Origin of the sequence: Kushneria avicenniae (assembly GCF_900112585.1) — a bacterium.
Lineage (GTDB): Bacteria > Pseudomonadota > Gammaproteobacteria > Pseudomonadales > Halomonadaceae > Kushneria > Kushneria avicenniae.
The window spans coordinates 216,641-243,348 of the sequence record NZ_FOLY01000001.1 but is presented as its reverse complement, the minus strand read 5'-3'; the positions used below and the strand labels follow the sequence as shown (position 1 = coordinate 243,348).

At 59.6% G+C, this 26,708-nt stretch carries 23 protein-coding genes and 1 tRNA gene; 11 read left to right on the top strand and 13 right to left on the bottom strand.

The annotated features are described in order from the left end of the window. The 8 genes from BM079_RS01185 (at position 1) to BM079_RS01150 (ending at position 9,971) form a co-directional block, all read left to right on the top strand. A tRNA-His gene (locus BM079_RS01185) sits at positions 1-75 on the top strand. Between the two features lie 292 nt (positions 76-367). After that, complete coding sequence (gene tig, locus BM079_RS01180; RefSeq protein WP_090130013.1) at positions 368-1,714, top strand: trigger factor; 1,347 nt, start codon at positions 368-370, stop codon at positions 1,712-1,714. Positions 1,715-1,805: 91 nt separating this feature from the next. Next, on the top strand, positions 1,806-2,426 hold the full coding sequence (gene clpP / locus BM079_RS01175; protein WP_090130011.1) for an ATP-dependent Clp endopeptidase proteolytic subunit ClpP: 621 nt from the start codon (positions 1,806-1,808) through the stop codon (positions 2,424-2,426). Positions 2,427-2,492: 66 nt separating this feature from the next. Next, positions 2,493-3,779, top strand: coding sequence for an ATP-dependent Clp protease ATP-binding subunit ClpX (gene clpX / locus BM079_RS01170; RefSeq protein WP_090130009.1), 1,287 nt, complete (start codon positions 2,493-2,495; stop codon positions 3,777-3,779). Positions 3,780-3,937: 158 nt separating this feature from the next. Then, positions 3,938-6,352, top strand: a complete 2,415-nt coding sequence (gene lon / locus BM079_RS01165) for an endopeptidase La (RefSeq protein ID WP_090130007.1) — start codon at positions 3,938-3,940, stop codon at positions 6,350-6,352. Positions 6,353-6,525: 173 nt separating this feature from the next. Then, a complete protein-coding gene (gene hupB / locus BM079_RS01160; RefSeq protein ID WP_086622767.1) occupies positions 6,526-6,798 on the top strand; it encodes a nucleoid-associated protein HU-beta in 273 nt (90 codons plus the stop codon). Positions 6,799-7,011: 213 nt separating this feature from the next. Beyond that, positions 7,012-8,853 (top strand): SurA N-terminal domain-containing protein, encoded by a 1,842-nt coding sequence (locus BM079_RS01155; RefSeq protein WP_090130005.1) that lies wholly within the window; start codon positions 7,012-7,014, stop codon positions 8,851-8,853. A 110-nt stretch (positions 8,854-8,963) separates the two neighbouring features. After that, on the top strand, positions 8,964-9,971 hold the full coding sequence (locus tag BM079_RS01150; RefSeq protein ID WP_090130003.1) for an NADP-dependent oxidoreductase: 1,008 nt from the start codon (positions 8,964-8,966) through the stop codon (positions 9,969-9,971). Positions 9,972-10,022: 51 nt separating this feature from the next. Here BM079_RS01150 and BM079_RS01145 read toward each other — a convergent pair whose 3' ends face one another. The 6 genes from BM079_RS01145 to BM079_RS01120 all read right to left on the bottom strand — a co-directional run bounded on the left by BM079_RS01145 (position 10,023) and on the right by BM079_RS01120 (position 13,914). Continuing rightward, entirely contained in the window at positions 10,023-10,319 is a 297-nt protein-coding gene (locus BM079_RS01145; protein ID WP_090130001.1) for a YkgJ family cysteine cluster protein, read from the bottom strand. Next, positions 10,316-11,164, bottom strand: a complete 849-nt coding sequence (locus BM079_RS01140) for a 6-carboxytetrahydropterin synthase (RefSeq protein ID WP_090129998.1) — start codon at positions 11,162-11,164, stop codon at positions 10,316-10,318. The genes BM079_RS01145 and BM079_RS01140 overlap by 4 nt, the downstream gene beginning before the upstream one ends. Further along, positions 11,164-11,808 (bottom strand): 7-carboxy-7-deazaguanine synthase, encoded by a 645-nt coding sequence (gene queE / locus BM079_RS01135; RefSeq protein WP_090129996.1) that lies wholly within the window; start codon positions 11,806-11,808, stop codon positions 11,164-11,166. Before queE ends, BM079_RS01140 begins: the two co-directional genes overlap by 1 nt. Before the next feature lie 2 nt (positions 11,809-11,810). Beyond that, entirely contained in the window at positions 11,811-12,494 is a 684-nt protein-coding gene (gene queC, locus BM079_RS01130) for a 7-cyano-7-deazaguanine synthase QueC (protein ID WP_090129993.1), read from the bottom strand. Positions 12,495-12,726: 232 nt separating this feature from the next. After that, positions 12,727-13,344, bottom strand: a complete 618-nt coding sequence (locus BM079_RS01125) for a CBS domain-containing protein (protein WP_090129991.1) — start codon at positions 13,342-13,344, stop codon at positions 12,727-12,729. Positions 13,345-13,413: 69 nt separating this feature from the next. Beyond that, positions 13,414-13,914, bottom strand: coding sequence for a hypothetical protein (locus BM079_RS01120; protein WP_090129989.1), 501 nt, complete (start codon positions 13,912-13,914; stop codon positions 13,414-13,416). A gap of 205 nt (positions 13,915-14,119) precedes the next feature. On the opposite strand from BM079_RS01120, the gene BM079_RS01115 reads away from it, so the two are divergent. Further along, entirely contained in the window at positions 14,120-14,707 is a 588-nt protein-coding gene (locus BM079_RS01115; protein WP_139215232.1) for a hypothetical protein, read from the top strand. Between the two features lie 79 nt (positions 14,708-14,786). Here the strand turns inward: BM079_RS01115 and BM079_RS01110 are convergent, their stop codons facing one another. Further along, positions 14,787-15,383 (bottom strand): rhomboid family intramembrane serine protease, encoded by a 597-nt coding sequence (locus BM079_RS01110; RefSeq protein ID WP_090129985.1) that lies wholly within the window; start codon positions 15,381-15,383, stop codon positions 14,787-14,789. Between the two features lie 158 nt (positions 15,384-15,541). Between BM079_RS01110 and BM079_RS01105 the strand changes: the two genes are divergently transcribed. Further along, a complete protein-coding gene (locus BM079_RS01105; protein ID WP_090129983.1) occupies positions 15,542-16,930 on the top strand; it encodes an ethanolamine ammonia-lyase subunit EutB in 1,389 nt (462 codons plus the stop codon). 15 nt (positions 16,931-16,945) lie between these two features. After that, the gene (gene eutC, locus BM079_RS01100) at positions 16,946-17,776 is read left to right on the top strand and encodes an ethanolamine ammonia-lyase subunit EutC (RefSeq protein ID WP_090129981.1); all 831 of its coding nucleotides are present in this window, start codon (positions 16,946-16,948) and stop codon (positions 17,774-17,776) included. Here eutC and BM079_RS01095 read toward each other — a convergent pair. Genes BM079_RS01095 through cobO form a run of 6 tightly spaced genes read right to left on the bottom strand, consistent with a single transcriptional unit; the run spans position 17,764 to position 26,692 of the window. Then, positions 17,764-19,290 (bottom strand): cobyric acid synthase, encoded by a 1,527-nt coding sequence (locus tag BM079_RS01095; RefSeq protein WP_090129980.1) that lies wholly within the window; start codon positions 19,288-19,290, stop codon positions 17,764-17,766. The genes eutC and BM079_RS01095 overlap by 13 nt on opposite strands. Next, positions 19,287-23,168, bottom strand: a complete 3,882-nt coding sequence (gene cobN, locus BM079_RS01090; RefSeq protein WP_090129978.1) for a cobaltochelatase subunit CobN — start codon at positions 23,166-23,168, stop codon at positions 19,287-19,289. Before cobN ends, BM079_RS01095 begins: the two co-directional genes overlap by 4 nt. A 38-nt stretch (positions 23,169-23,206) precedes the next feature. Continuing rightward, positions 23,207-24,316, bottom strand: a complete 1,110-nt coding sequence (cobW, locus tag BM079_RS01085; protein WP_090129976.1) for a cobalamin biosynthesis protein CobW — start codon at positions 24,314-24,316, stop codon at positions 23,207-23,209. Positions 24,317-24,339: 23 nt separating this feature from the next. Continuing rightward, positions 24,340-24,771 (bottom strand): cobalamin biosynthesis protein, encoded by a 432-nt coding sequence (locus BM079_RS01080; protein WP_090129974.1) that lies wholly within the window; start codon positions 24,769-24,771, stop codon positions 24,340-24,342. After that, complete coding sequence (locus tag BM079_RS01075; RefSeq protein ID WP_090129973.1) at positions 24,771-26,126, bottom strand: cobyrinate a,c-diamide synthase; 1,356 nt, start codon at positions 26,124-26,126, stop codon at positions 24,771-24,773. The genes BM079_RS01080 and BM079_RS01075 overlap by 1 nt, the downstream gene beginning before the upstream one ends. Further along, positions 26,126-26,692 (bottom strand): cob(I)yrinic acid a,c-diamide adenosyltransferase, encoded by a 567-nt coding sequence (gene cobO / locus BM079_RS01070; RefSeq protein WP_090130745.1) that lies wholly within the window; start codon positions 26,690-26,692, stop codon positions 26,126-26,128. Before cobO ends, BM079_RS01075 begins: the two co-directional genes overlap by 1 nt. Positions 26,693-26,708: the final 16 nt, after the last annotated feature.

The window sequence follows — 26,708 nt, the reverse complement described above, 5'->3', positions numbered from 1 at the left end:
GTGGGTGTAGCTCAGTGGTAGAGCCCCGGATTGTGGCTCCGGTGGTCGTGGGTTCGATCCCCATCATCCACCCCATTATTTCGGATATCGGCAGCAGTCGGTATCCCTGCCAAAAAGGGCAGTCCGAAAGGGCTGCCCTTTTTGCTGTGCGCACGATCTGCTTTCAGACATCGTGACCATATAGAGATTGTGCCCATATAGAGCGAGTAATGCTTCAGGGTGAAGAAATGCGGATTTTCCCCTTGAAATCGTATTAATCGGCGCCAGATAAGGCTTCGAGCTTGCCAGTATCCAACGGGGTTCTTAGAATCTGCGCCCCTGAGTTTTTTATTTTGAACACGCCACCTGAGTGGGTAGAGGATCATTCATGCCAGTTTCAGTCGAAACGACTTCACCGATCGAGCGTCGCGTCACCGTCCAGGTCCCGGCTCAAGAAGTGGACAACACCGTCGATGAGCGACTCAAGGATACCGCTCGTCGTGTGCGCTTGGATGGTTTCCGTTCAGGACGCGTGCCCATGAGCGTGGTACGTCAGCGTTTCGGTCGTGATGTCCGCAACGAAGTTGTCGATGAAATGATGCGTCAGCACTATGTGCGTGCCATCACCGAAAACGAACTGAATCCTGCCGGTCATCCTTCGCTGGAAGCCACCGTCAATGAAGCCGGCAAGGATCTCGAATTTGTCGCCACTCTGGAGGTATATCCCTCCATCGAGCTGACGCTGCCGGAAGGCGAGCAGATCGAGCGCCCTCAGGCCGAGATCACTGATGCCGATATCGACGAAATGATCGACACGCTGCGCAAGCAGAATGCTCAGTGGAACGATGTCGAGCGTGCAGCAGCCGACGGTGACCAGGTCACCATCGACTTTGAAGGCTATCTTGGTGATGAAGCCTTTGAAGGCGGTAGTGCGGAAGGTCACCAGCTGGTACTGGGCTCCAACAGTTTCATCCCCGGTTTTGAAGAGCAGCTCGTGGGCGTTCAGGCGGGTGAAGAGCGTGAAATCACGGTCACCTTCCCGGAAGATTATCAGGCCGAGCATCTGGCCGGTCAGGAAGCGCGTTTCAAGACGACAATGCACAAGGTGCAGGCGCAGGAGCTGCCGGAAGTCGACAGTGAATTCATGTCGCGCTTTGGTGTTGAAGACGGTGATAGTGACAGTTTCCGTACTGAAATTCGCAGTAACATGCAGCGTGAACTGGACAACGCCATCGACAACCGTGTTCGTCAGCAGCTGATCGATGCACTGAAAGCGCGCAACGAGGTTTCTGTCCCCAGTGCTCTGATCTCTCAGGAAGTTGAAGGGCTCAAGCGTCAGGCAGCGCAGCAGTTCGGTCTGGGCGACGATTTTGACGTTTCCCAGCTGCCGGATGAACTGTTCGCCGAACAGGCGCGTGGTCGTGTTGAGGTGGGTCTGCTGCTGGCAGAAGTGGTCAGCCATTTCGAGCTGGACGCCGACGACGCTGAAATCCGTGCCTTCATCGAAGAACAGGCCGGTCAGTTCGAGCAGCCCGAACAGGTTGTCGAGCAGTACATGGGCAATGAGCAGATGAAAAATCAGGTGAAATCTGCTGTGCTTGAGCGCAAGGCCATCGATGGGCTGCTGGGAAAGGCCAGCGTCGTTGAAACGCCCATGAGTTATCAGGAAGCCCTTCAGGCTGCGCAGCAGCAGGGCGCTGAAGAAGCCGAAGAAACCGAAGAGCAGGCCGGCTGATAGCTGGCATTACAGCCATGCCAGGGCTGGCAGTCAGAACCCGGCGAAAGCCGGGTTCTATCATTGGCCCACACTATTGTAAGGTTGCTACATGAGAAGCGAGTCTGATATTACCAATGCTGGTGGGCTGGTCCCCATGGTGGTGGAGCAGAACGCACGTGGCGAGCGGGCCTACGACATTTATTCACGTCTGCTCAAGGAACGTGTCATCTTTCTCGTTGGCCCGGTCGAAGACTACAGCGCCAACCTGATCGTGGCACAGTTGCTCTTTCTGGAGTCAGAGAATCCTGACAAGGATATTCATCTCTACATCAACTCTCCGGGTGGGGCAGTGACTGCCGGCATGTCGATCTACGATACCATGCAGTTTATCAAGCCCAATGTGTCAACGGTGTGTATCGGTCAGGCTGCCAGCATGGGCGCATTGCTGCTGGCAGGTGGTGCAGAAGGCCAGCGTTACTGCCTGCCACACTCGCGCATGATGATTCACCAGCCGCTGGGCGGCTTCCAGGGGCAGGCCAGTGACATCGAAATTCATACGCGCGAAATTCTGACGATTCGACAGCGCCTGAATGAAATTCTGGCGCATCACACCGGACAGGATATCGAGAAGATTGCACGCGATACCGATCGCGACAATTTCATGAATGGCGAGCAGGCCGTCGAGTACGGACTGATTGACGCAACGCTGGCGCATCGCCCGGTATCCTGATAGCGTTGATTCAGAGTCTGACCATGATGGCGCGCTAGCGTGCCGCCATCTTCAAGAGGTACGCGAATGGCTGACGGCAAAGGCAAGGACGAAGGCGGCAAGCTGCTTTACTGCTCGTTTTGTGGCAAGAACCAGAATGAAGTACGCAAGCTGATCGCTGGACCCTCTGTTTACATCTGCGATGAATGTGTTGATCTATGCAACGACATTATTCGCGAAGAGGTCGTGGAGTCCGAAGCGTCTTCCGACGACGAGCGTCTTCCTGCTCCGCGGGAAATTCGCAATACGCTTGATGACTATGTCATCGGGCAGGATCGCGCCAAGATGGTGCTGTCCGTTGCGGTTTACAACCATTACAAGCGTCTGAGGACGGGACAGCAAAAAGGTGAAGATCGCGTCGAGCTTGGCAAGAGCAACATTCTGCTGATCGGCCCGACTGGTAGCGGCAAGACGTTGCTTGCAGAAACCATGGCTCGTCTGTTGAACGTTCCCTTTACCATTGCCGACGCTACCACGCTGACAGAAGCAGGTTACGTGGGTGAAGACGTCGAAAACATCATCCAGAAGCTTCTGCAAAAGTGCGATTACGATGTAGAAAAGGCCCAGCGTGGTATTGTCTATATCGATGAAATCGATAAGATTTCCCGTAAATCGGACAATCCGTCCATCACTCGTGATGTCTCGGGTGAGGGGGTTCAGCAGGCGCTTCTCAAGCTGATCGAAGGGACTACGGCGTCCGTTCCGCCTCAGGGTGGGCGCAAGCATCCACAGCAGGAGTTCTTGCAGGTTGATACCGGCAATATCCTGTTTATCGTGGGTGGCGCCTTTGCCGGGCTGGACAAGGTGATCAGTGACCGTGCCGAACGTGGTGGCATCGGCTTTAATGCGGTGGTCAAAAGCAAGGATTCCAACAAGGGCGTTGGCGATATACTCGCCGGTGTCGAGCCCGAGGATCTGGTCAAATATGGTCTGATTCCGGAATTCGTGGGTCGACTGCCCGTGATCGCCACGCTCAATGAGCTGGACGAGCAGGCACTGATTCAGATTCTGACCGAACCCAAGAACTCGCTGATCCGCCAGTACGTTCGTCTTTTCGAAATGGAAGGTGTTGAGCTGGATTTCCGTGAGGATGCGCTCAAGGCGGTGGCCAACAAGGCCATCATCAGAAGAGCGGGTGCTCGCGGCCTGCGCTCGATACTGGAATCCGTGCTGCTGGATACCATGTATGAGATTCCATCCGCCGAGAACGTCGTCAAGGTGGTGATTGATGAAACCGTCATCAACGGCGACAGCAAGCCATTGCTGATCTATGCCAACCAGCAGGAAAGCAAGCTGGTGGTCGGCGACGAGTAGTCGTCAGTACGCTGATGATTGATCGGGGGGCCGTCATGGCCCCCCGTTCGTATCAGACTCCTGCCTGATAAACGGTTGTTTTTCCCGCCGTCATCCCCATATTGATGCCATCGAAGTCGCTTCCTGCGGCCCACACACAAGATTCGAGGTTGTCTGCGATGGAGCGTAACCCCGCACAGACGTTAAACATACCCCTGTTGCCACTGCGTGATGTCGTTGTCTATCCGCAGATGGTCATACCGCTGTTCGTGGGTCGCGAAAAATCGATTCGTGCCCTCGAAGCGGCGATGGAATCGGACAAGCAGGTGCTGCTGGTTGCTCAGCGTGATGCGGGTCAGGATAACCCCGGCATCGAGGATCTGTTCGAGATCGGAACGATTGCCAGCGTCATGCAGTTGCTTCGTTTACCGGACGGCACCGTCAAGGTGCTCATCGAGGGTAGCTCACGCGCCGATATCGATCACATCGAAGACGACGACAGCGAGGAAGGCTATCCAAAGGCCAGCGTGACCTCGAGAGAAAGCGAGCCGCTGAGCGAACGTGAGCAGGAATCTCTGGTGCGGGTTCTGCTCGACCAGTTCGATCAGTATGTGAAGCTCTCCAGGAAAGTGCCCAACGAAGTGCTGAGTTCGCTTCAGGGTATCGAGGATGCCAGCCGTCTGGTGGATACCATCAGTGCTCATCTGTCTCTTGAGATCGGTGACAAGCAGTCTCTGCTTGAAATGGACAAGGTGCGCGACCGGGTCGAGCATCTGATGACGTTGATCGAATCCGAGATTGATCTTCTACAGGTAGAAAAGCGCATCCGCTCCAGGGTCAAGGAGCAGATGGAGAAGTCTCAGCGTGAGTACTATCTCAACGAGCAGATGAAGGCCATCCAGAAGGAAATGGGTGAGCTTGAGAATACGCCCAACGAGGCGGATCAGTACGAGCAGAAGATCGCTGAAGCCGGTATGTCGGCGGAAGCCGAAGAAAAGGCGCGCCAGGAGCTCAACAAGCTCAAGATGATGGCGCCGGCCTCTGCCGAGGCAACCGTGGTACGTTCCTATCTGGACTGGGTTCTGGCGGTCCCGTGGAAAAAGCGTACCAGGGTTCGCCACGATATCGACCACGCCGAAAAGGTACTGGAAGAGGACCATTACGGTCTGGAAGAGGTCAAGGAGCGCATTCTTGACTATCTTGCGGTTCAGAAGCGCGTGCGCAAGCTCAAGGGGCCTGTGCTGTGTCTGGTTGGCCCGCCGGGCGTGGGCAAGACATCGCTGGGACAGTCCATTGCCCGCGCCACCAACCGCAAGTACACGCGTCTGGCACTGGGAGGCGTACGCGACGAATCAGAAATTCGTGGTCACCGTCGCACCTATATTGGCTCAATGCCCGGCAAGCTGCTGCAGCGCATGAGCAAGACCGGCGTTCGCAATCCACTGTTTTTGCTGGATGAAATCGACAAGGTCGGTATGGATCATCGCGGTGATCCCTCATCGGCACTGCTGGAAGTGCTCGATCCCGAACAAAATGACAAGTTCAGCGATCATTATCTGGAACTGGACTACGATCTGTCGGATGTCATGTTCATCTGTACCGCCAACTCGATGAACATTCCCGGTCCGCTTCTGGATCGTATGGAAGTTATCCGTATTCCCGGTTACACCGAAGACGAAAAGCTGGGCATCGCGCGACGATATCTGGCGCCCAAGCAGCTCAAGGCCAACGGTCTGAAAAAGGATGAGCTGGTACTCTCGGATGAAGCGCTGCTTGAGCTGATCCGTTACTACACGCGCGAGGCCGGCGTTCGCGAACTCGAACGACAGATTGCCAAGGTCGCCCGCAAGGTACTGCGTGAGCGCATCGGTAATGAGGCATCGCAGGGCAAGAGCGAAGGCCAGCGTCTGGAAGCGGCCGATATCGAGCGCTATGCTGGTGTCAGGCGCTTTACCTACGGGCTGGCCGATGAGGCCCATCAGGTCGGCCGCGTCACAGGTCTGGCGTGGACGTCGGTGGGCGGTGAGATCCTGAACATCGAGTCTGTGGTAACGCCCGGCAAGGGCCGGGTCAACAAGACTGGTTCACTGGGCGATGTCATGAAGGAGTCGGTCAGCGCTGCTCACACCGTCGTACGTTCACGTGCTGCATTGCTTGAAATTGACCCCGAGCGATTCGAGAAGGAAGACTTGCACATTCACGTGCCTGAGGGGGCAACGCCCAAGGATGGCCCGAGTGCGGGTGTGGCCATGGTAACTGCCATGGTATCGGCCTATACCGGTCGGGCCGTGCGAGCAGATGTTGCCATGACCGGCGAGGTCAATCTCAGGGGCGAAGTCATGCCGATTGGTGGTCTCAAGGAGAAATTGCTGGCTGCCCGGCGTGGTGGTATAAAGATTGCCCTGATCCCTGAAGAAAATCGTCGCGATCTCAAGGAAGTACCGGATACCATCAAGGATGCACTCGACATCCGACCGGTGCGCTGGATCGATGAAGTTCTCGATATCGCTCTGGTGCAAAAGGGTGACGACGATTTCGAAGAGAGACGGGTAGAAGAAAAAAGTACTTCGCAACCCTCTGTGAATACTCATTAGTATGATTTTTAAATAATGTCGGCCAGCAAAGCCTGAAATGACGGGCTTTGTTGCCAACATTGCTTGACGGTATTTGTGGTCGTTGATATAAAATGCGGCTCGTTATGATTGCGTATGCAGTTCGATTGCCGCGCTTAATCCTAGCAACGATTGTTATAGTTAAGGGGTGAAGAGTGAATAAATCCGAGCTGATTGAGGCTATTGCTGCTTCTGCAGATATTCCCAAGGCAGCGGCCGGTCGGGCTCTTGATGCCATGATCGATTCCGTTACCGATAGCCTTAAACAGGGTGATTCCGTAGCACTGGTAGGTTTCGGAACATTCAGCATCAAGGAGCGGGCGGCACGTACTGGTCGCAACCCGCAGACCGGCAAGACCATTGAAATCAGCGCTGCCAACGTGCCAAGTTTCAAGGCCGGCAAGGCGCTGAAAGACGCTGTCAACTGATAGCGGTGTTAATGCAGGGGGAGACAGACCAGACGGTATCTTCCCCATGTGAGATAAACGCATCGTGAAAACGATGCGTTTTTTTATGGAATAACCTCACGCAGGCCGGGGCTTCAGTCAGAGTCCCGCTTATGGCGTGTCGGTTTGCACTATGTGTCGTTATAATCCTTCGCCAACCTTCTTTATCATCCATCAATTGCAAGGGCCTGCTGCATGCTGCAAAAGATCAGAGATCGGGCACAGGGCTGGATCGCCAAAATCATCGTGGCTCTGATCGCGCTGACATTCACACTGTTTGGCGCAGAATCGCTGGTGAGTTATTTCAATGGTAGCCAGCGTGACGAGGCCGCTTCCGTCAATGGCGAAAAAATCAGCCGTCAGAGTCTGGATACCGAGGTTCAGCGCGCGGTTCGTTCCGGACGCGTACCGCCGGAGCAGCAGGGCGAAGCGCGTCGCGCCATACTCGACGCCATGATTACCCGCACGGCCATGGAGCAGTACGCCCGTGACGGCGGCATGAGCTTTTCCGATCAGCAGGTGGACCAGCTTCTGGTCAATCGGCAGGAATTTCAGGACAGCAACGGGCACTTCTCTGCCGAGCTTTTTCAAAGAAGACTGGGCAGTGCCGGCTATACCGCCGCAGAGTTTCGTCGCCAGCTTCAGGAAGACATGCTGACTCAGCAGCTGCAGAACGGACTGGTGGCAGGGACCTTCCTGCTGCCTCCAGAAGCACAGCGCCTGGCCGAGCTTCGCTACCAGAAGCGCAACTTCCGCTATGCCACGCTGGATGCCGACTCGCTTGAAAAGCCGGTCAGTGTCAGTGATGACGAAGTACAGTCATGGTATGACGCGCACAGGGACGCCTATCAGCGCCCTGAAGAGGTCAAGCTTGAATACGTTGTGCTGGATAGGCGCCAGCTGCCCGATACCGACAACCAATCGGTCGACGAGCAGCAGCTTCGCCAGCGCTATGAACAGCATCGCGCCACGGCGCCGCGTGAGATATCGGACATTGTGGTCACCTTCGGGGGCGAGCGCACCCGTGAAGAGGCACAGGAGCGTGTCGACGAGATCGAGTCTCGTCTGAATGACGGCGAGAACTTCGCTGACCTGGCAAAGCAATATTCCGATGATCCTTCCAGTGCCCAGAAAGGCGGTCAGATGGGGGCGGTCAGCGAGGGAATCTTTGGTCAGTCCTTTGATGAAGCCGTCGCCTCGATGTCGCAGGGAGAGGTGTCACAGGGCATCGAAAGTGATGGCGTTTTTCACATCATTCGAGTCGATAATATCGATATCGAAAGCTTTGATGACATGCGCGACGAGCTGGCTCAGGAAGTGCGCCAGAATCAGAACAACGATCGTTTCCAGCAGCTTGCACAGCAGCTCAGCGACGACAGCTTTTCGGCCGATGATCTCAAAAGCGTTGCCGATCAGCTGAACCTGTCCCTGCATCGCACGGATTGGGTGTCCCGCGATGATCAGTTCGACGGTGATAATGCCGTGCTGGGTGAAGCCGGTGTCATGGATGCTGCTTTCAGCGACGATGTCATCAACAACGGCTATAACAGCGAACCTGTAGAGCTGGGGCAGGATCGTCGTGTGGTAGTACGCGTGACCGAGCATCGCCCTGCCACGACGCTGCCACTGGAGAACGTCCGCGATCAGGCAGAACAGGCAGCGCTGGAAGCAAAGCGTCGTCAGGCCCTGTCCGATCAGGCCGAGCAGACTCTGGCAGCGCTTCGTCGCGGTGAGTCTCCTGCTGGCGTGAACTGGCAGAAAGTCAGCGGCGTCACGCGTGATGGTCAGGGAGAGCTTTCTGCCGAATTGATCAACGCCGCATTCGGCATGCCGTATCCGCATGACAATCAGCCCGGTTATGGCCATGCCGGTATCGGAAACGAGCAGGTCATTTTTGCGATCGATCACGTCGATACCGATGTCAGCGCCGATCAGCTCTCAACGGTATCGGAGGGTCTCTGGAATGCCCAGGCCAGCCAGATGATCGATGTCATGACGGATACGATTCGTGACCAGGCTGATATCTCGACAAACTGAATAGTCTGCTATCTTTCTCGGGGCGCAACATGAGTTGCGCCCTTTTTTTATCCTGCGATTGACCATCCTGTTCATCGCTGACATTCCCCATGAAGAAACAGGAGAACCCCATGACCCAGTCGCGCTACTTTACGATCGGCGAACATCCTGAAGGACTGCCCGAGCGGTCGCTGTTCAATTTCGAGACTCGAGAGTTGCCCGAGCTCAAGGACGGCGAAGTGCGCATCCGCAATCAGTGGCTTTCCGTGGATCCCTACATGCGTGGCCGCATGAGCGGCGTCAAGACCTACGTTGAGCCTTTCAGATTGAATGAACCCATGGAAGGCGGAGCGCTCGGGGAAATCATTGAATCCCGTCATCAGCAGCTGAAGAAGGGGGATCGCGTCATCCATATGGGCGGTTGGCGTGATGTTGCGCAGCTGGACGGTGATCAGGTGCAGCCCCTGCCGGATATCGATGTGCCGCCGCAGGCCTTTCTCGGCGTTCTGGGCATGCCCGGTATGACGGCCTGGGTTGGACTGACGCTGGTGGCCGAGCTCAAATCGTCCGACACCGTGTTGATTTCGGCCGCCAGTGGCGCTGTGGGGTCACTGGCGGCGCAGCTGGCTGCTCAGAAGGGATGCACGGTGATCGGCAGTGCAGGTAGTCAGGAAAAGCGTGAGTGGCTCGAAGCGCATGGCATCAGGGCCATTGATCATCACCAGAGCGCTGATGACATCAAAAGCGCTCTGAAAGACGTTGCCCCTCAGGGGATCGATGTTTATTACGAAAACGTCGGCGGCCCCATGCTGGAGGCGGCGCTCGATGCCATGAACGACTTCGGACGCATCGCCGTGTGTGGCATGATTGCACGCTACAATGAGTCGGCACCCTCGGCTGGGCCGTCCAACATTGCGGCTGTGCTGACCAAAAGGCTGCGCATGCAGGGCTTTATCGTGCATGAATGGGGCAAGGGCCATGAGCAGCGCTTTTATGAGCAGGTAGGCCCGCTGGTGGCCGACGGCATCATCGAGTATCGCGAAACCGTGGAAGAGGGGCTCGAGAAAACTCCGGACGCTTTCCTTGCCCTGTTCGAGGGTAGCAATGACGGGAAGATGCTGGTCAGGCTGAACGGATAAGCGAAGACGTGATATCTGATACTGACCCCGCCTTATGGCGGGGTCAGTCGTTCATGGCGCACTGCCTGATTCGAGCAGAGTAATGTTATGCAGCGCCATGTCGCGCGAGCGACCGCAAAGCTCGCGGTCAAAGGTGAAATCATGGCAGACCCTGGGCCTGCGGGGATCGCCAAACAGCCGGCACAGATTATCATCGTCGAGCTGAATACAGCGGACACCCGCCGGTTTTCCGTTGGGCATGCCCGGAATGGCGGAGCTGATGGAAGGCGCGATACAGCAGGCGCCGCAGCCTGCACGGCACCCATCGCTCTGGCTGGTAATGGTCAGCGGTGCATCATCGCTGCTCATGTCGGCATCCGGTCACCCCAGGCGGTAGCCACGGCGCCCTTGTCAATGCCCTCGAAGGCCTGAACGCGGACGCTGCCACCGTGCAGTGACGCGATCTCACCTGCCATCCAGTTGGCAATCTGTTCGACCGTCGTGGGCGTGGGCAGAATCTCGGCACGCTCGCGTGGCAGGCGTATCGAAAAACGCCCCTGTGCCGATTCATACCCGACATGGCAGATATCGTTCTCTTCGCTGATCAGGTCTGCCTGATCGATCAGGTAGATATCCTCAAGGCGCTGTGACCACTGTGCTTCCAGTACTTCGCTGCGCTGGCCATTGTGCCAGATGGCCAGCCTCGAGCGATGACCGTGCGCAATGCGCTGACAGTTGCCCTTGTGGCGTCGAAGGCCGTGGCTGTAGGTATAGCCGCCGATCTCATGGGATTCTTCGCGCAGCGTCACGCGTATTTTTTCAACCTGCGCGGGCGGACGTCGGGAAAGCTCTGTGGAGAGGTAGTCGCCCAGTCGCTCGGGCGTGATCTGTTGCCACGGTAGCAGGGTATAGGCCTGACGCGGGGCCCTAAGCTCCATCGACCAGGGATGGCGCGTCTGCAGTCGCAGGCCCTCGGGACATTCGTTGACGCTGATGTCGTGCGCTTTTGCCGGCACCAGCAGCGTATGGTCAACGCTATTATCAATACGTGACTTGATCCAGGGTTTGACCTCGCCAAAGTCGAACAGCATGCCGTCTTCACCGAGCGGGCCTTCCAGCTCGACATCAACATGGTAACTGGCGCCAATAAGACCGCGCTGGGGGCACCAGATGGACACATCCAGTGCGCTCAAGGCATTTACGAAAAGCATCATCAATCGATACCTGCAATCTTGTGCGTCTGCAGGGAGAGTCGCCACTGCGGGTTTGCCATGCAGTAGGCTACCGTCCTGGCCGTGGTGTTACCGGCTTCACCGCGGGGGGCAAGGTCCATCGGCTGCAGGAAAAAGTGGTCAAACTCGAGCGCCATGAACCGCTCGGGCATGGCATCCTCCTGCGGATAGACCAGCTTGAGCTCATTGCCGGAGCGCTGTTTGATGTCGGCGCGGCCCTTGGGGCTGACGCAGAGCCAGTCAATACCGTCAGGAGCCGGCAGCGTGCCGTTGGTTTCCACGGCAATTTCAAAGCCACGCGCGTGCATGGCATTGATCAGCACCGCATCCAGCTGGAGCAGGGGCTCGCCACCGGTAAACACCACATAGGGGCGTGCGTACGCTGCCTGCGCCGGCCACAACGCCTCGAGGTGCGTCGCCAGCTCGGAGGCCTGCCGAAATTTGCCGCCGTTCTGGCCATCGGTGCCAATAAAGTCGGTATCACAAAAGCGACAGATACTGTTGGTGCGATCCTGCTCGCGTCCGGACCACAGGTTACAGCCGGTAAACCGACAGAATACCGAGGCACGACCGGCCTGACCGCCTTCCCCCTGCAGGGTGTAAAACGCTTCCTTGACGCTGTACATCCTCAGGCCTCCCGCGTGCGATAGGGCAGCGGGTCTGTCATGCCCATGGCGGCAAAGGCCTGAAGACGCTCGCGACAGCTGCCGCACTCCCCACAGGCCAGCGTCTCGCCCAGATAGCAGGTCCAGCTTTGGGCATAGTCGAGCCCCATCTGTAGCCCTTCGGCGAGGATGTCGTCCTTGCTGGCATGCAGATAGGGAGCGCGTATCTCCACTGGGGTATAGTTGGCAATCGCCGCGACATCGTTTATGCGCTCGACAAACTCGGGGCGGCAATCGGGATAGATGGCGTGGTCACCACCGTGGGCACCGTAGTAGCAGATTTCTGCTTCCAGATTGACAGCGTGAGCGATGGCCAGAGAGAGCAGAATCATGTTGCGGTTGGGGACGACCGTGGCCTTCATGTTGTCTTCGGCGTAATCAGCGCGCGGCATCGCCTGCGTTGCATCGGTCAGGGCCGAGGCGCCGATGAGCCCGTGGATGGCACGTATATCCACGACCTGATGGGCGATGCCCAGCGATTGACAGACCCGGCTTGCGACATCCAGTTCACGGGCATGGCGTTGCCCGTAATGAAAGGAGAGCGCGTGAACTTCATGACCTTCACGAAGGGCACGATGTAGAACGGTGTAGGAATCCATGCCGCCGGAATAGATAACGACGGCGCGTGATGCAGTCTGTTGTGTCATGACGGAGAATTTCTTTGCCGATGAAATCGACGCCCGGGATCCGGTCCGGACGAATGAGGGGCGGCAGTTTAACGCCAAATCACGATGTTGTCAGCGATTATGTTTATACCGTTATCTCCAGAAACAGAAAGACACTTGGAATTTTCAGTCATCAACATCGAGAGAAGTGGGCGTGAAGGAACGTTCTTGATAGGAATGGGACTGGAGGGCAGTCCCATTCCTGCATCACCATTTACAGATCGTGTCCCAGCACTACCGAGCGGATGGCAGAAAAGCTGTGCGCTTCGGGCGGATGATCCAGATCGACACCGAGGGCGTTACTGACTTCCCGGGCCGAAATGACACCACGAATGCGAAGTCCGCCATTCTCGTCATGATCGGTAACCAGCACGTGACGATCGCCTGATGTTTTCAGAGTCTGTACCAGATCTCCCAGTGTGGCTCGCTGAATGCGTTCATAATCGATGGCATGCATTTCTTCACGCGGCAGTTTGATCATATCGACCGTGACATCGGTTCGATCAATGCCACGCTCCTGCATCGCGCGCGTGATGGCACTGCCGCCGAACAGGATTCGAGCACTGATGACACCGGTAAATTCACCGTCGCCGTTGATGACCAGCAGCATATGAATGCTGTTCTGCTTCATTGTCTGCAGAGCATCATCGACGCTGCTTTCATGGGAGACGGTAAAGGCGCGCACCTGCTGGAAATCCGTCAGCAGAGACAGCGCCGGGCTATCCATGTCCAGCGAGGCAGAGGCCGTATGGTGGCCCGGACGGCAGATGCTGGTGACGCTGTCCATTTCCTTGAGCGGCAGTGAACTGTAGGGGGTAGGGGTCGTATTCATGAGCGTCTCCTGTGCATGCCTTCTGATATTCTACTCAAACATGAAAGACTGAAACCGGACGTGGTCCGATTACAGATGGGGCTTTAGATCGCCCCGGACAATATCCACGAAGGTAATGAATCGGGTATCGCGATCATCATCGCTGCGATCGACCCGGCAGCCCAGCTGCATGGTGTTCTTGACCAGCAGCTCGTCAAAGATTTCCAGCGTGACGCCGACGCCCGGCATCGATCCCGGAGTGATCTCGCCGTGCTCGAGTGTGAAGGTTTCCAGCAGGGAAGCCCTGACACGGGTGGTACCGCCTTCCGCAATCACACGACGCACGAACAGCCAGCCCTCACAGGCAAGTTCTTCGCCATTGTCCTGGCGGCGACTGAACAGCGTGCGATAGCAGGCACCCTCAGCCGCGGCCCGCTCTGCCATGCTCTTGTAGGATGCTGCCATGCGCGTTGCCATGGCACCCGATTTGGCCAGCTTCTGCACCGCGCCTCGATGTTCCTGATCCAGTTTTTCCTGTCTGGAAAAACGCTGCCAGTGTCGGTATTCCTCTAAGATTGAAGTCACATCCATCCCTGTTATCGGTCGCTGAGATAATCGTGTCGGAGGCTATCTTGCCGATACATGACGCTTCTCGCCAGTCCGTCCCCCAAAATATGACTCGTCCCGACGCTGAAAGCACGTCGTGTTCGAACGGTATCAGGCAGATCGGGCCGCCATCCGTTACAATCAGCGCATCTGACAGGCTGATACCGATGGGAAGTGGATCAAGATGACGATGAAAAGAACATGGATGGGCATCGCTGCACTGACGCTGATGACCGGCTGCGTCTCGGGGCAATACATCATGGATGAGAAGGTTTCCGAAAGCCGTGAAATCAATCCCGTTCAGGGCGTCGATGGTAACTATCTGGGCTCCTTTGCCGTACGCAGACCCTATACGGAAGTGACGCCCACGCAGTTTGCACAGTGTCTTGATGCCAGCGTGGCGCAACGCCAGGTCAATCTGGCCACGGGCGTACTGCGTGATCCGATCGACCGTGAAGAGGCCATGACCTTCAACGCCATGCCCGGGGAAGGCAACGACTCGAGCGTGACCGGTGTTACTCGCCATGAAGCGCGCGATATTGCCTATCGTCTGGAAATACAGCGTATGCCGGAAGCCAACTACTACTATTTTGACCGGTTGGGTGAAGCCAGCGGCCAGAATGATCAGTTCGTGCCGATCGGTGCCTGGGCGGCGGCATCGCCCCTGCAGGTCACGGAAGGGCTGGAAGCCGTCGCTGATCAAATGCAGTCCTGTCTTGAGCGCGGCGCCACCAATCAGCCCGGCGAAGACGATACCGGCTGGCAGCCGAAGCCCTGATCAAAACGTTGTTGATGCCGATAAAAAGGCCCCTTGATGGCAAGGGGCCTTTTTTGAGATCAGCACTGGCTTCTGGAGGCTAGAACGCCACGATCTGCTCCAGAAACCGGGGGCCCAGCGCCGGCTCCATGAGCAGGGCAAAGACAACGCCGTAGGCAGCTCCCCACAGATGCGCACTGTGGTTGACGTTGTCGCCACCGCGGCGGCCGGCATAAATCGACCAGGCGGTGTAGACGATGGCAAAGACGATGGCGGGTACCGGAATGACCAGCACATAGAGCGTGGTCCATGGTGCGGCCAGAATGAAGGCGAACAGTACCGCAGATACAGCGCCCGAGGCGCCGAGACTGCGATAGTTGGGGTCGTTTCGATGCGCCAGATAGCTGGGAATGATCGCCGCGACAATGCCGCCCAGATAGAACGCGATAAATCCTGCCGCGCCGATATAGGAGACAAAAAAGCGCTCGATGGCACGACCGAAGAAAAAGAGCGTGAACATGTTGAAAAACAGGTGCGCGCCGTTGGCATGCACGAAGCCGTGCGTCACGAAGCGATAGACCTGACCGCGTGCCACGGCCGGGGGCCAGAACAGCAGTTTTTCGATCAGTCGATGATTGTTGAAACAGGGCAGGGAGACCGCGCAGGTCACCGCGATAAGTAAAAGCGTCAGCGTCATGCCGTTCTCGCATCCGGGAGGGGTCGGGCTCGATCATAGCGCAGTCTGCCGGGCTGTGCCTGTGTCGACGGCAGCCGTACCGATGGGCATCGCCGTTCGGTCTCGTTTATGCTGACACTCGCCATCACGACAAGACCAATAACGATTCGGAGGTGTGCATGAGCGGTTATTACCATGATGTCGGCAGCAGACGCTATCGCTTTGAAAGCCTGAAAACGCTGATGGCCTGCGCCACACCCGAACGCTCCGGTGATCAGCTCGCAGGCATTGCCGCCCCGGACAGTGAAACACGGGCGGCGGCCCAGCTGGCGCTGGCTGAGGTGCCGCTGACGCGCTTTCTCGAAGAGATGCTGGTGCCCTATGAAGACGATGAGGTCACGCGTCTGATCGTTGACAGCCATGATCAGGCAGCCTTTGCACGCGTGGGACATATGAGCGTGGGCGAGTTTCGCAATTATCTGCTGTCTCATGAGGTCGACAGCAACGCGCTGGCGGCCCTGTCAGCTGGATTGACTCCTGAAATGGTCGCGGCCGTGGCCAAGCTCATGCGCCTGCAGGATCTGGTGCTGGTAGCGCGCAAGTGTCGCGTGGTGACCGCCTTTCGCAATACGATCGGGCTGGAAGGGCGTTTGTCGACCCGGCTGCAGCCCAACCATCCCACCGATCATCCGACCGGCATTGCAGCCAGCATCCTTGACGGGCTGCTGTACGGCAACGGCGATGCGGTCATCGGCATCAATCCGGCCACCGACAGTACCGGCGCCGTCGTCACCCTTCTGAAAATGCTCGACGACATCATCAGCCACTACGGGATTCCCACCCAGAGCTGCGTGCTCACCCATGTCACGACCGCCATCGAGGCGATTAATCGTGGTGCGCCGACTGATCTGGTTTTTCAGTCCATTGCCGGCACCCAGGCCGCCAATCAGGGATTTGGTATCGATCTGGCCGTACTGCGCGAAGGCCGGGAGGCGGCGCTGTCGCTCAAGCGTGGCACGGTGGGCAACAACGTCATGTACTTTGAAACCGGTCAGGGCAGTGCGCTGTCGGCCAACGCCCATCACGATGTCGATCAGCAAACGCTTGAGGCGCGCGCGTATGCGGTAGCGCGTGAATTCAGCCCATTGCTGGTCAATACGGTAGTGGGCTTTATCGGCCCGGAATATCTGTTCAACGGTAAGCAGATTACTCGCGCAGGTCTCGAGGATCATTTCTGCGGCAAGCTACTGGGCGTGCCGATGGGCTGTGATGTCTGTTACACCAACCATGCCGAAGCCGATCAGGATGACATGGACGCGCTGCTGACCCTGCTGGGGGCCGCCGGCTGTAACTATGTGATGGGCATTCCCGGGTCTGACGACATCATGCTCAACTATCAGACCACCTCCTTTCACGACGCGCTCTACGTGCGCGAGGTGCTGGGCCTGCGCGCGGCACCGGAGTTTGAAGCGTGGCTCGAGCGCATGGCCATCACGAACCGGCAGGGTCGAATCATCGTCGATCAGCACCTGCCGGCCCCCTTTGCCCATGCCCTGACGCGAGCCTGATGACGGGAGCACACCATGACAGACCATCCTGCCGGAAAAGACGCCTCCGATACGGTCACGGACAACCCGTGGCGACAGTTGAGTGAACACACCGATGCCCGGATCGGGCTGGGTCGCGCCGGCGGCAGCCTGCCGACCGCGCCGCATCTGGCCTTTCAACTGGCCCATGCGCAGGCCCGTGACGCCGTGCATCTGCCACTGGATACCGAGCAGATGATGGACGCGCTCAATGCGCGGTTTGATCAGGTGGTACGCCTGCACAGTCGGGCCGGTGATCGAGGCGAATATCTGCGTCGTCCCGATCTGGGGCGCCAGCTTGATGAGAAAAGTCTCGAACAGCTGAGTGCCATGAACGTCGAGCAGTGTGATCTATCCATTGCGGTCGTGGATGGCCTGTCGGCGCGCGCCATTCACGAGCACGCCGCCACGCTGCTGGATCACCTGATCCCGGGTGTTGAATCGCGCGGCTGGTCGGTGGGGCCGGTGGCACTGGTTGAACAGGGACGGGTAGCCATCGGCGATCCGATCGGCGAGGTGCTGGGCGCGCACATGGGACTGGTGTTGATTGGCGAACGCCCGGGGCTCAGCTCGCCGGACAGCCTGGGCGTTTATTTCACCTGGCAGCCACAGAACGGGCGTCGTGACAGCGAGCGCAACTGCATCTCCAATATTCGCCCGCGCGGGCAGTCATTCGAGAGCGCCGCAAAGCTGATCCTGTATCTGCTGGATGAAGCCAGCCGCCGGGAGGTCTCCGGCGTTGAGCTCAAGGATGACTCAGTTGTGGACTCCGAACTGGGAGATGGGAGTCAGGGCAATTTCCTGTTGCCTCGAAATCAGAGATCTTGAATTAGCGTTACCGGATCGGTTGGAGTCGAAACATCCTCAGGCATCGGCCATTTTTCCCAGTCAATTGCCGCCTCGACATGGTCGGCCAGCCGGTCGATCTCACTCATGCGATGGGCGTCGTAATCAAAGGGCACAGGTTCCACGAGACCTGCCCACCCCAGTAGCGCTTTCAGCGTGGCCGGATGATCGAATACCCCATGTAGATAGGTGCCGAGAATCCGGCCGTCCTCGGAAATGGCGCCGTCCCGCCGGCCGTCATCAAGCGCAAACACGCCGCGCGTGAGTCCTTCGCCCAGGCTTTCTCCGACGTGAATCTCATAGCCCGTGACGGGGGCGCGCGCCTCTCCCAGCAGGCAGTGCCCGGTGACGCGATGCAGCTGCTTGGTGGCCCTGAGCGTTGTGGCAAGATCCAGCCAGCCCAGCCCCTCGCTGGCACCGGCCGGGCCTTCCACACCTTCAGGATCTTCAATGCGCGTGCCCAGCATCTGATAGCCCCCGCAGATCCCGATGATCCGCCCGCCGTAGCGCAGGTGGCGCGCCAGCACGTCTGACCAGCCTCGCTCGCGCAGCCAGTCCAGATCGGCGCGCACATGCTTGCTGCCGGGCAGGATGATCACATCGGCCGCGCCGAGCGCTTCGGGATGGCGCACAAAGCGCACGTTGACCTGCGGGTGCAGACGCAGGGCATCAAAATCGGTGTGATTGCTGATGCGGGGCAGCAGAATCACCGCAATGTTGAGCCCTCCAGGCACGCCTGTACTGTCACCTCCGCGGGACAGACCGTCCTCGGCCTCCAGATGCAGATCCTCGAGCCAGGGCACCACGGCCAGTACCGGCTTGCCGGTACGCGCTTCAAGCCATTCAAGCCCTGGTTTGAGCAGATTGATGTCGCCGCGAAAGCGATTGATGACCAGCCCCACGATGCGCTCACGCTCCGAGGCGCTGATAATGTCCAGCGTGCCCACCAGATGTGCAAATACACCGCCGCGGTCGATGTCGGCAATCAGAATCACCGGGCAGTCAACGGCTTCGGCAAAGCCCATATTGGCCAGATCGTGCTCGCGCAGGTTGATCTCGGCGGCGCTGCCAGCACCTTCAACCACGACGCGATCATGGCCGCTGTAGAGTCGATCATGGGCGGCCACGACCTGTTCCAGCAGTTGAGGCTTGTAGGCGTAATATTCGGCCGCCTTCATGTGGCCGATGGCGTGGCCGGCCACGATGACCTGAGAGCCCTGATCGCAGGTCGGCTTTAACAGCACCGGGTTGAAATCCACGTGGGCATCGACCTCGGCGGCCATGGCCTGTACCGCCTGAGCGCGACCGATTTCACCACCATCGACCGTGACGGCACTGTTGAGCGCCATGTTCTGCGGCTTGAACGGGGCGACCCTGTGTCCGCGACGCCTCAGTATTCGGCAGATCGCGGTGACCAGCGCGCTCTTGCCGGCATCCGAGGTGGTGCCCTGTACCATCAGGGTACGGGACGACCGGAACCGATGTATCCGACTCATGATGCGCGCTCCTCCTGTTCATCAATGCTCAGCAGCAGATCGCGCAGACGCGCCTGATACGCCGCCGGAGACTGCCACAGGCCTCGAGAAATGGCCTCCATCAGGGTTTCCCCCATCTCCTTGAGCGCCTGCGGATTGTGGTCGTTCAAAAAGCGCTGGTTGTCTTCATTCAGCACCAGCGCCTCGGAGATCTGCTCGTACTGGTAGTCGCTGACCAGCGCGGTGGTGGCATCCCAGGCAAAGAGATAGTCCACGCTGGCGGCCATCTCGAAGGCGCCCTTGTAGCCGTGGCGCTGCATGGCGCTGATCCATTTCGGATTGGTCACGCGCGAGCGCATGACCCGATTGAGCTCTTCCTTGAGCGTGCGCATGCGCGGGCTGGCGGGATTGGCGTGATCGCCGAAATAGAGTGCCGGTCTTGCACCCTGCTGGTGGGCGGCGGCACTCATGCCCCCCTGAAACTGGCTGTAATCGCCGGAATCGAGCAGATCGTGCTCGCGGTTGTCCTGATTCTGGACGATGCCTTCAAGTGTCGAGAGCCGCTTCTGAAACGCCTCCATGGCGGGCTCGCCCTCAACATTCTTGCCGTAGGCGTAGCCGCCCCAGTTGACGTAGGCCCGGGCCAGGTCGGCTTCCTCCTGCCAGTGACCGTTGTCCAGCAGCTTTTGAACGCCGGCGCCGAATGTGCCCGGGCGCGCCCCGAAGATGCGAAAGCCGGCCTGACGACGCGCCGTGGCGTCATCAAATCCTTCGGCGCGCAGGGCCTGGCATCTTTCCGAGACGTTGGTGGCGATGGTATTGCCGTTGCCGGGCTCATTAAGATCGACCAGCTTCTGAACAGCGCTGTCATAAAGTGCGATCAGCCCCGGGAAGGCGTCACGGAAAAAGCCTGAGACCCGCAGGGTGACATCCACCCGCGGCCGGCCGAGCAGAAAGCCGGGGATGACTTCAAAGTCGATGACCCGCTGGGACCCGGACGCCCAGATCGGACGTATCCCCATCAGGGCAAAGGCCTGAGCGATGTCATCGCCGCCGGTGCGCATGGTGGCGGTGCCCCAGACCGACAGCCCCAGGCTTGTCGGGTAGTCACCGTGCTCCTGCAGATGACGCATGATCAGTGCCTCGGCCGATTTCTGTCCCAGCGTCCAGGCGGTTCTTGTGGGCATGGCGCGACTATCGACGCTGTAAAAATTGCGCCCCGTGGGCAGCGTGTCGAGCCGGCCGCGGCTGGGCGCGCCGCTTGCCCCGGGGGGCACGAATCTGCCGGAAAGACCGTCCATGAGCGCCGAGAGTTCGTTGTCCACGCTCTGGTGCAGCACCGGCAGCAGCGTCTCTTGCATGAAATCGATCACGGCACGTGTCTGCGGCCACTCCTGATCGCAGAGACGAGCAGCATCAGACGTCAGGAGGTGTTGCTCGATCAGCCGCGCGCCCAGCAGCTCAAGACGCTCACGGGTATGGCTCGAGCTGCGCCAGCCGGTCGCCTCGATCGCCATCAGCCTTTCGGGCCACGGGCCCTGCCAGGGCCAGGCATCCGCAGCGAGCAGATCGAAATTGTCATGCACGTCGAAAAGCCCGAGATCCACGGCCATCGCCTGCAGGAGACTCTGCTCGTGGGGCTGGCTGCCCCGGGACAGTCGCACCAGCGCCATCAGCGTATCGCGAAGCGCGTCGTGATCGGGCAGCTTGCCCAGCACGTGCAGACCGTCACGAATCTGGGCTTCCTTGATATCGCAGAGATAGTTGTCCAGCGCGTCCAGCAGCACCTGATCATCCTTGAGCGCTTCATCCACGGTGGGCCGTGTGCCTTCGGCCGCCGAAGGCGACAGACTCAGTTCCTCAAGCACGTGGGTGTTGCGCACCCGTTCGATGATGGCCTCGCGCAGAAACTGCTCGCGGCGCTGATCAAGGCCAAGGGCCTGATAGTACTCATCGGTGAGGCGTTCGAGTTCGGCCAGGTCGTCGTGAATGCCGGCACGCGTCATCGGCGGCATCAGGTGATCGATGATCACTGCCTGGGTACGGCGCTTGGCCTGGGCGCCTTCACCGGGGTCATTGACGATGAACGGATAAAGGTGCGGCATGGGGCCGAGCACAATGTCCGGCCAGCAGGCGTCCGAGAGCGCCGTGCCCTTGCCTGGCAGCCACTCGAGGTTGCCATGCTTGCCGACATGAACGAAGGCATCAACGCCGTAGACGTGACGCAGCCAGAAATAGAACGCCAGATAGCCGTGAGTCGGCGGCAGGTCCGGATCGTGATAGGCGGCGTTCTGATCGATATCAAAACCGCGCGCTGGCTGGACGCCGACAAAGGTCTCGCCCAGCCGCATGCCGGCAATCATCAAGCGCCCATGACGATGGAGCGGGTCATTCGTGGGTGCCCCCCAGCGATCAAGCACGGCCTGCTGACAGGCTTGAGGCAGCTGCGAGAAATACTGTTCGTACTCACCCAGCGACAGGCTCTGCGCGGCGGGTCGGGAATCGCGGTGTTCTGCATCGTTGGTGACGGTCTGCGTCAGCCACTCGATCAGTGCCGTCGGATCATGGGGCAGGGCATCGCTGACCGGATAGCCGGTGTCGCGCAACTGAAGCAGAATATTGAGCGTCGAGGCCGGCGTATCAAGCCCCACGCCGTTGCCGATACGGGCGTCGCTTGAGGGGTAGTTGGCCAGTACCAGCGCCACGCGCTTGTCGCGGTTGGCCTTTTCGGAAAGCCGCACCCAGCGCCGTGCCAGTTCGGCGACAAAGCGGGCGCGCTCTTCATGAAGGGCGTGAATCACGATATCGTGCTGACAGCGCGTGGAGTAATAGTGCGCTGACTTGAAGGCGATAGGGCGGGTGATGATGCGCCCGTCCAGCTCTGGCAGTGCCACCTGCATGGCGATATCGCGCGGTCGAAGCCCCATGGTCTGGCCCTGCCAGTCCTCGAGCGTGGTGCCTACCATGATCAGCTGCAGGATCGGGATGTGGCGCGTCCAGGGATGCTGATAGCCCGTCTGTGCGGCCTCCGAGCCGCCGGCCAGGGCAAAGCCGGTGGTGTTGAGCATGATCGAGGCGTCGCTTTGCTCAATGAGCTCATCGAGCGTGTCCAGACACAGGCGTTCCTTGAGTGAGGCCACGGCCACCGGCAGGACGTTGAAGCCGCCGGATTCGAGAATCTCGATCAGCGCATCGAAGACGCCGGTATTGCCCTGCTGAAGGTGGCTTCGATAGAACACCAGTGCCGCTACCGGGGATTCCGGCTGCCAGCGCGCTCGCCAGTCGGCCAGCGTTACCCGGCCAGGGCAGGCACTCTCCTCACAAGGCGGGGCATGCAACACAACCCTCGGCAGCGGTCGAGGCTCTCGAAAGACGCGGGGGCGCTGTAAAAAGCGATCCTCGAGCCAGTCGAGCATGGCACGGGTATTGTCCGGGCCGCCCTCGCGCAGGTAGCGCCACACCCGGTGGGCGTCCTGGTAGCTGACGGTGCCGGCACGGAGCAGGCTGTCATCTTCGACGTCTTCGCCCGGCACCACGATCAGCGTACGGCCTTCGCGCTGCGCCCACTCTGTCAGCTGCTCGAGACCGTAGCGCCAGTAGGATGCACCGCCCAGCAGCGACAGCACGACCACGCGAGCACCCCTGGGCGCCTCAGCGCCGCGTTGATCCAGCACCCGGTCGCGATAGAGGTCAAACGCGGCGGGCTTTAAAAGATTCATCCAGTTCGCAAGGCGAACGCTGGTCAGGCGCTCGGTCTCTTCGGCTTCGATCACGGTGGCCAGCAGGGCCAGCACGCTGTCGGCCGCCGACAGGATCACCAGCTCGGCAGGCGACTGGCCGAGATCGACAATGCCGTTGTCATCGCTGAATCCGCCGGGCTGGGCGGCGAAAAGGTGCATGCCTTACGCTCCGCTATGCAAGGGACGAATCAATCGCATCAGCTGACGCGCTCGTGGTGCTCGGCTGCAGACAGCAGGCTCTGCAGGCGGTCACGGTCCAGATCCTTGCCGATAACCACCAGTCGGGTCTGGCGTGTTTCATCGCTGCGCCACGGCCGGTCGAAGTGATGGGCAAGGCGATTGCCGACAGCGTGCAGCACCTGGCGCATGGGTTTGCCGACATCAACAAAGCCCTTGACCCGGTAGATGGTCTGCTCGGCCAGCGCCTGCTCCAGCGCCGGAATCAGTGTGGCGCTGTCCACGCTACCCAGCGTGACCACGCAGGCGTCGAAATCATCATGGGCATGGTGGTGCTCACGCCCGTGCGCGTGATGATCGTCGTGATGGGTATGAATATCATCGGCTCGACCTTCCGAGGCCAGCTGCATGCCCATGACAGCGGCCACATCGACTTCGCCATGGGTGGCCCAGAGCGTCTTGACGCGTTCGGGCAATTCGCCGCGCAGCTGTTGCTCGAGAACACGTCGCGCCTCATCATCCAGCGCATCGCCCTTGCTGATGATCACCAGATCCGCCGAGGCGAGCTGATCATCAAGCAGCTCCTGCAGGCTCGGGTCGTGATCCAGACTTTTGTCGGCCTGACGCTGCGCTTCGATACGCTCGTGATCGTGGGCGACCCGTCCGGCGGCCAGTGCCGGGCCGTCGACGACAGTAATCACGCTGTCCACCGTGCAGAACTGCTTGATATCGGGCCAGTTGAACGCCTGTACCAGCGGCTTGGGCAGCGCAAGGCCGGAAGTCTCGATCAGAATGTGATCGATCTGGTCGCGTCGTTCGACCAGCTTCTGCATCACCGGCAGAAACTCTTCTTCCACCGTACAGCAGATGCAGCCGTTGGCCAGCTCGAATACACCTTCTTCGCGCTCGACAGCCTCGTTCTCCTCGCAGGCCTCGAGCTGGCAGCTGCGCACCAGTTCGGCGTCGACATCCAGTTCGCCAAACTCGTTGACGATCACGGCGATACGCTTGCCGCCGGCGTGACGCAAAAGATGGGACAGCAGGGTGGTCTTGCCGCTGCCGAGAAAACCGGTCACCACGGTGGCGGGAATCTTGTGCAGCTCGGGGCGGGAGGTCTCAATGGATGTCATGATGTTCTCCTGAATCATGGAAATTATTCGGCCATGGGCGTCGTGGCGACCGGTATGGCCAGCGCACAGGTGGCGCGGTCGCAATGCTGGCGGCCGACCAGCAGCTGCGCCTGTCGGCCGGTATGATCGTGAATGGCGGCCAGCGCGGCGGCCTCGGCCACCCCCGGTACGTTGTGGACGCGCCGGGTGGTGTCGCTGACATGGCTCATGGCCGACTCGCGCGCTCTCAATGCTTCGGGCGGTAGCGCCATTAGTGGGCAGTGGCACCTTTGCGCCAGTGAAGTGATGGCGGCTTCGTGCTGACGGCCGGCCAGCGTCGCCACCAGCGTGACCTGATCAAGATGTAGACCGGCGCGTGCCAGCGTGGTCATGGCAAGCGCCTCGAGCACCCCGGGCGGACAGTCACGTCGACAGCCCACCCCCATGGCCACCGGGCCAACGCCATCACTCTGCATTAGAGAGGCTGCCCGGTGGGCGTCGAGCGTTCAGGTTCTGCCACTCCGCCCAGCAGGGCCGCGACGGCCGCCGGGTTGGAGGGGAAGAACAGGTGCAGGTAGCTGGCTGTCAGCCGGCCGCGGCGGAAAATGGCCTCGCCCGGCGCCGGATGACTGGCGCGTCGGCCGTGGGCCATCGGCGTCAGCGTGTCGTGGCTTCGCGAATGGTGATGGGCATGACCGCGAATCTCGCCTTCCGGCAGGGGCGCGCTCTGCATGCCCTGACAGCCGCGTTTGGTGCGCATTTCGCCGTGACCGGGCAGCACGCCTGCCATGGGGTAGCAGGTGCCGGCCCGGTCGGTCAGGGTCTCCTGCAGATAGAGCATGCCGCCGCACTCGGCCACGATCGGCAGGCCACGCGCATCGACATCACGAATGGCCTGACACATGGCGTGATTGCCGCCCAGTGTCTCTGCATGGAGTTCCGGATAGCCGCCCGGCAGCCACAGGGCATCAAGGCCTTCTGGCAGGGTCGTATCGGCAAGCGGTGAGAACCAGCAGAGCTCTGCACCCATGGCTTCCAGCAGTCGGACATTGGCGGCGTAGACAAAGCTGAAGGCGGCATCCCGCGCGATACCGATGCGTTTGCCGGCCAGCGCTTCAGGCGGCGTATCGATCGATTGGGAGGCGAAAGCCACCGCGGGCGGCAGCTCGGTCAGCGTCTGGCCTTCCAGCAAATCGGCGGCAGCCTCCAGTCGTGCCTCGAGCGACAGATTATCCGGGTCATCCTGTTCACCGGGCTGGACCAGTCCCAGATGGCGCGAGGGCAGGGCAAGGCGTTCCTCTCTGGGCATGGCGGCCAGCAGCTGGACATCCTCGGGCAGGCTGTCCTCGATCAATTGGCGGTGTCGCTCGCTGCCGAGGGCGTTGGCCACCAGTCCGTGAAAGCGCATTTCGGGGCGATAGCGAGCCAGCCCGAGGCCAATGGCGGCAACGGTCTGAGCCATGCCTCGGGCATTAATGACACAGACCACCGGAATATCAAACGCCACGGCCAGATCGGCGCTGGAGGGCGTGCCGTCATGAAGTCCCATCGCACCCTCGATCAGAATCAGATCGGAGGTCAGTGCGGCGCGATGAAGCTGCTCGCGGCAGAAGGCATCGCCGGCCATCCACAGATCCAGTGGCTCGACCGGCGCGTTGGAGGCCTGGGCCAGAATCTGCGGGTCCAGATAGTCCGGCCCGGTCTTGAACACCGTGACCCGACGCCCCTGACGCCGATGATAGCGGGCCAGAGCGGCTGTGACGGTGGTCTTGCCCTGGCCGGAGGCCATGGCGGAGAGAAAAAGTGCCGGGCAGTACGCGGTATCCGCCATCAGTATTCGATCCCCGCCTGTGCCTTGACGCCCAGCCGGAAGGCGTGGCGCTCGTCCTGAATGATGCTGATGGTGTCGGCGATGTCCTGAATTTCGCGTGCCATGGTACGCCCGGTCATCATCACGTTCTGGTGTGCCGGCCGTTCACTGAGCGCCCGGGCGATTCGTTCGGCGTCGAGATAGCCGTACTTGATCATGTAGGAGAGCTCGTCAAAGAGCAGAAAGTGATACTGCGGATCACGAAGGAGCCGTTCTGCCAGCGCCCAGGCTTCCTGTGCGGCCTGGCGCTCCCGCTCGGGGTCGCGCACCTCCCAGCTGAAGCCGTGGCCCATGACGTGGAAGTCAACGCGAGGATGCTCATTGAAAAACAGGTATTCACCGGTGGCGCGCCGCCCCTTGATGAACTGAATCACCGCACAGCGCTGACCGTGCCCGAGGGCGCGCGCCATGGTGCCGAATGCCGAGCTGCTTTTGCCCTTGCCGTTGCCCTTGAGCACGATCACAACCCCACGCTCCTGATCGGCGTTGGCGATGCGCTCGTCGACAATGCGCTTTTTGGTGGCCATGCGCTGTTGATAGCGG

Excerpts from the sequence above, each read along its gene's own strand:
- tig (WP_090130013.1), top strand. The coding sequence starts at position 368 with ATGCCAGTTTCAGTCGAAACGACTTCACCGATCGAGCGTCGCGTCACC.
- clpP (WP_090130011.1), top strand. The coding sequence starts at position 1,806 with ATGAGAAGCGAGTCTGATATTACCAATGCTGGTGGGCTGGTCCCCATG.
- clpX (WP_090130009.1), top strand. The coding sequence starts at position 2,493 with ATGGCTGACGGCAAAGGCAAGGACGAAGGCGGCAAGCTGCTTTACTGC.
- lon (WP_090130007.1), top strand. The coding sequence starts at position 3,938 with ATGGAGCGTAACCCCGCACAGACGTTAAACATACCCCTGTTGCCACTG.
- BM079_RS01155 (WP_090130005.1), top strand. The coding sequence starts at position 7,012 with ATGCTGCAAAAGATCAGAGATCGGGCACAGGGCTGGATCGCCAAAATC.
- BM079_RS01150 (WP_090130003.1), top strand. The coding sequence starts at position 8,964 with ATGACCCAGTCGCGCTACTTTACGATCGGCGAACATCCTGAAGGACTG.
- BM079_RS01145 (WP_090130001.1), bottom strand. The coding sequence starts at position 10,319 with ATGAGCAGCGATGATGCACCGCTGACCATTACCAGCCAGAGCGATGGG.
- BM079_RS01140 (WP_090129998.1), bottom strand. The coding sequence starts at position 11,164 with ATGATGCTTTTCGTAAATGCCTTGAGCGCACTGGATGTGTCCATCTGG.
- queE (WP_090129996.1), bottom strand. The coding sequence starts at position 11,808 with ATGTACAGCGTCAAGGAAGCGTTTTACACCCTGCAGGGGGAAGGCGGT.
- queC (WP_090129993.1), bottom strand. The coding sequence starts at position 12,494 with ATGACACAACAGACTGCATCACGCGCCGTCGTTATCTATTCCGGCGGC.
- BM079_RS01125 (WP_090129991.1), bottom strand. The coding sequence starts at position 13,344 with ATGAATACGACCCCTACCCCCTACAGTTCACTGCCGCTCAAGGAAATG.
- BM079_RS01120 (WP_090129989.1), bottom strand. The coding sequence starts at position 13,914 with ATGGATGTGACTTCAATCTTAGAGGAATACCGACACTGGCAGCGTTTT.
- BM079_RS01115 (WP_139215232.1), top strand. The coding sequence starts at position 14,120 with ATGAAAAGAACATGGATGGGCATCGCTGCACTGACGCTGATGACCGGC.
- BM079_RS01110 (WP_090129985.1), bottom strand. The coding sequence starts at position 15,383 with ATGACGCTGACGCTTTTACTTATCGCGGTGACCTGCGCGGTCTCCCTG.
- BM079_RS01105 (WP_090129983.1), top strand. The coding sequence starts at position 15,542 with ATGAGCGGTTATTACCATGATGTCGGCAGCAGACGCTATCGCTTTGAA.
- eutC (WP_090129981.1), top strand. The coding sequence starts at position 16,946 with ATGACAGACCATCCTGCCGGAAAAGACGCCTCCGATACGGTCACGGAC.
- BM079_RS01095 (WP_090129980.1), bottom strand. The coding sequence starts at position 19,290 with ATGAGTCGGATACATCGGTTCCGGTCGTCCCGTACCCTGATGGTACAG.
- cobN (WP_090129978.1), bottom strand. The coding sequence starts at position 23,168 with ATGCACCTTTTCGCCGCCCAGCCCGGCGGATTCAGCGATGACAACGGC.
- cobW (WP_090129976.1), bottom strand. The coding sequence starts at position 24,316 with ATGACATCCATTGAGACCTCCCGCCCCGAGCTGCACAAGATTCCCGCC.
- BM079_RS01080 (WP_090129974.1), bottom strand. The coding sequence starts at position 24,771 with ATGCAGAGTGATGGCGTTGGCCCGGTGGCCATGGGGGTGGGCTGTCGA.
- BM079_RS01075 (WP_090129973.1), bottom strand. The coding sequence starts at position 26,126 with ATGGCGGATACCGCGTACTGCCCGGCACTTTTTCTCTCCGCCATGGCC.
- cobO (WP_090130745.1), bottom strand. The coding sequence starts at position 26,692 with ATGGCCACCAAAAAGCGCATTGTCGACGAGCGCATCGCCAACGCCGAT.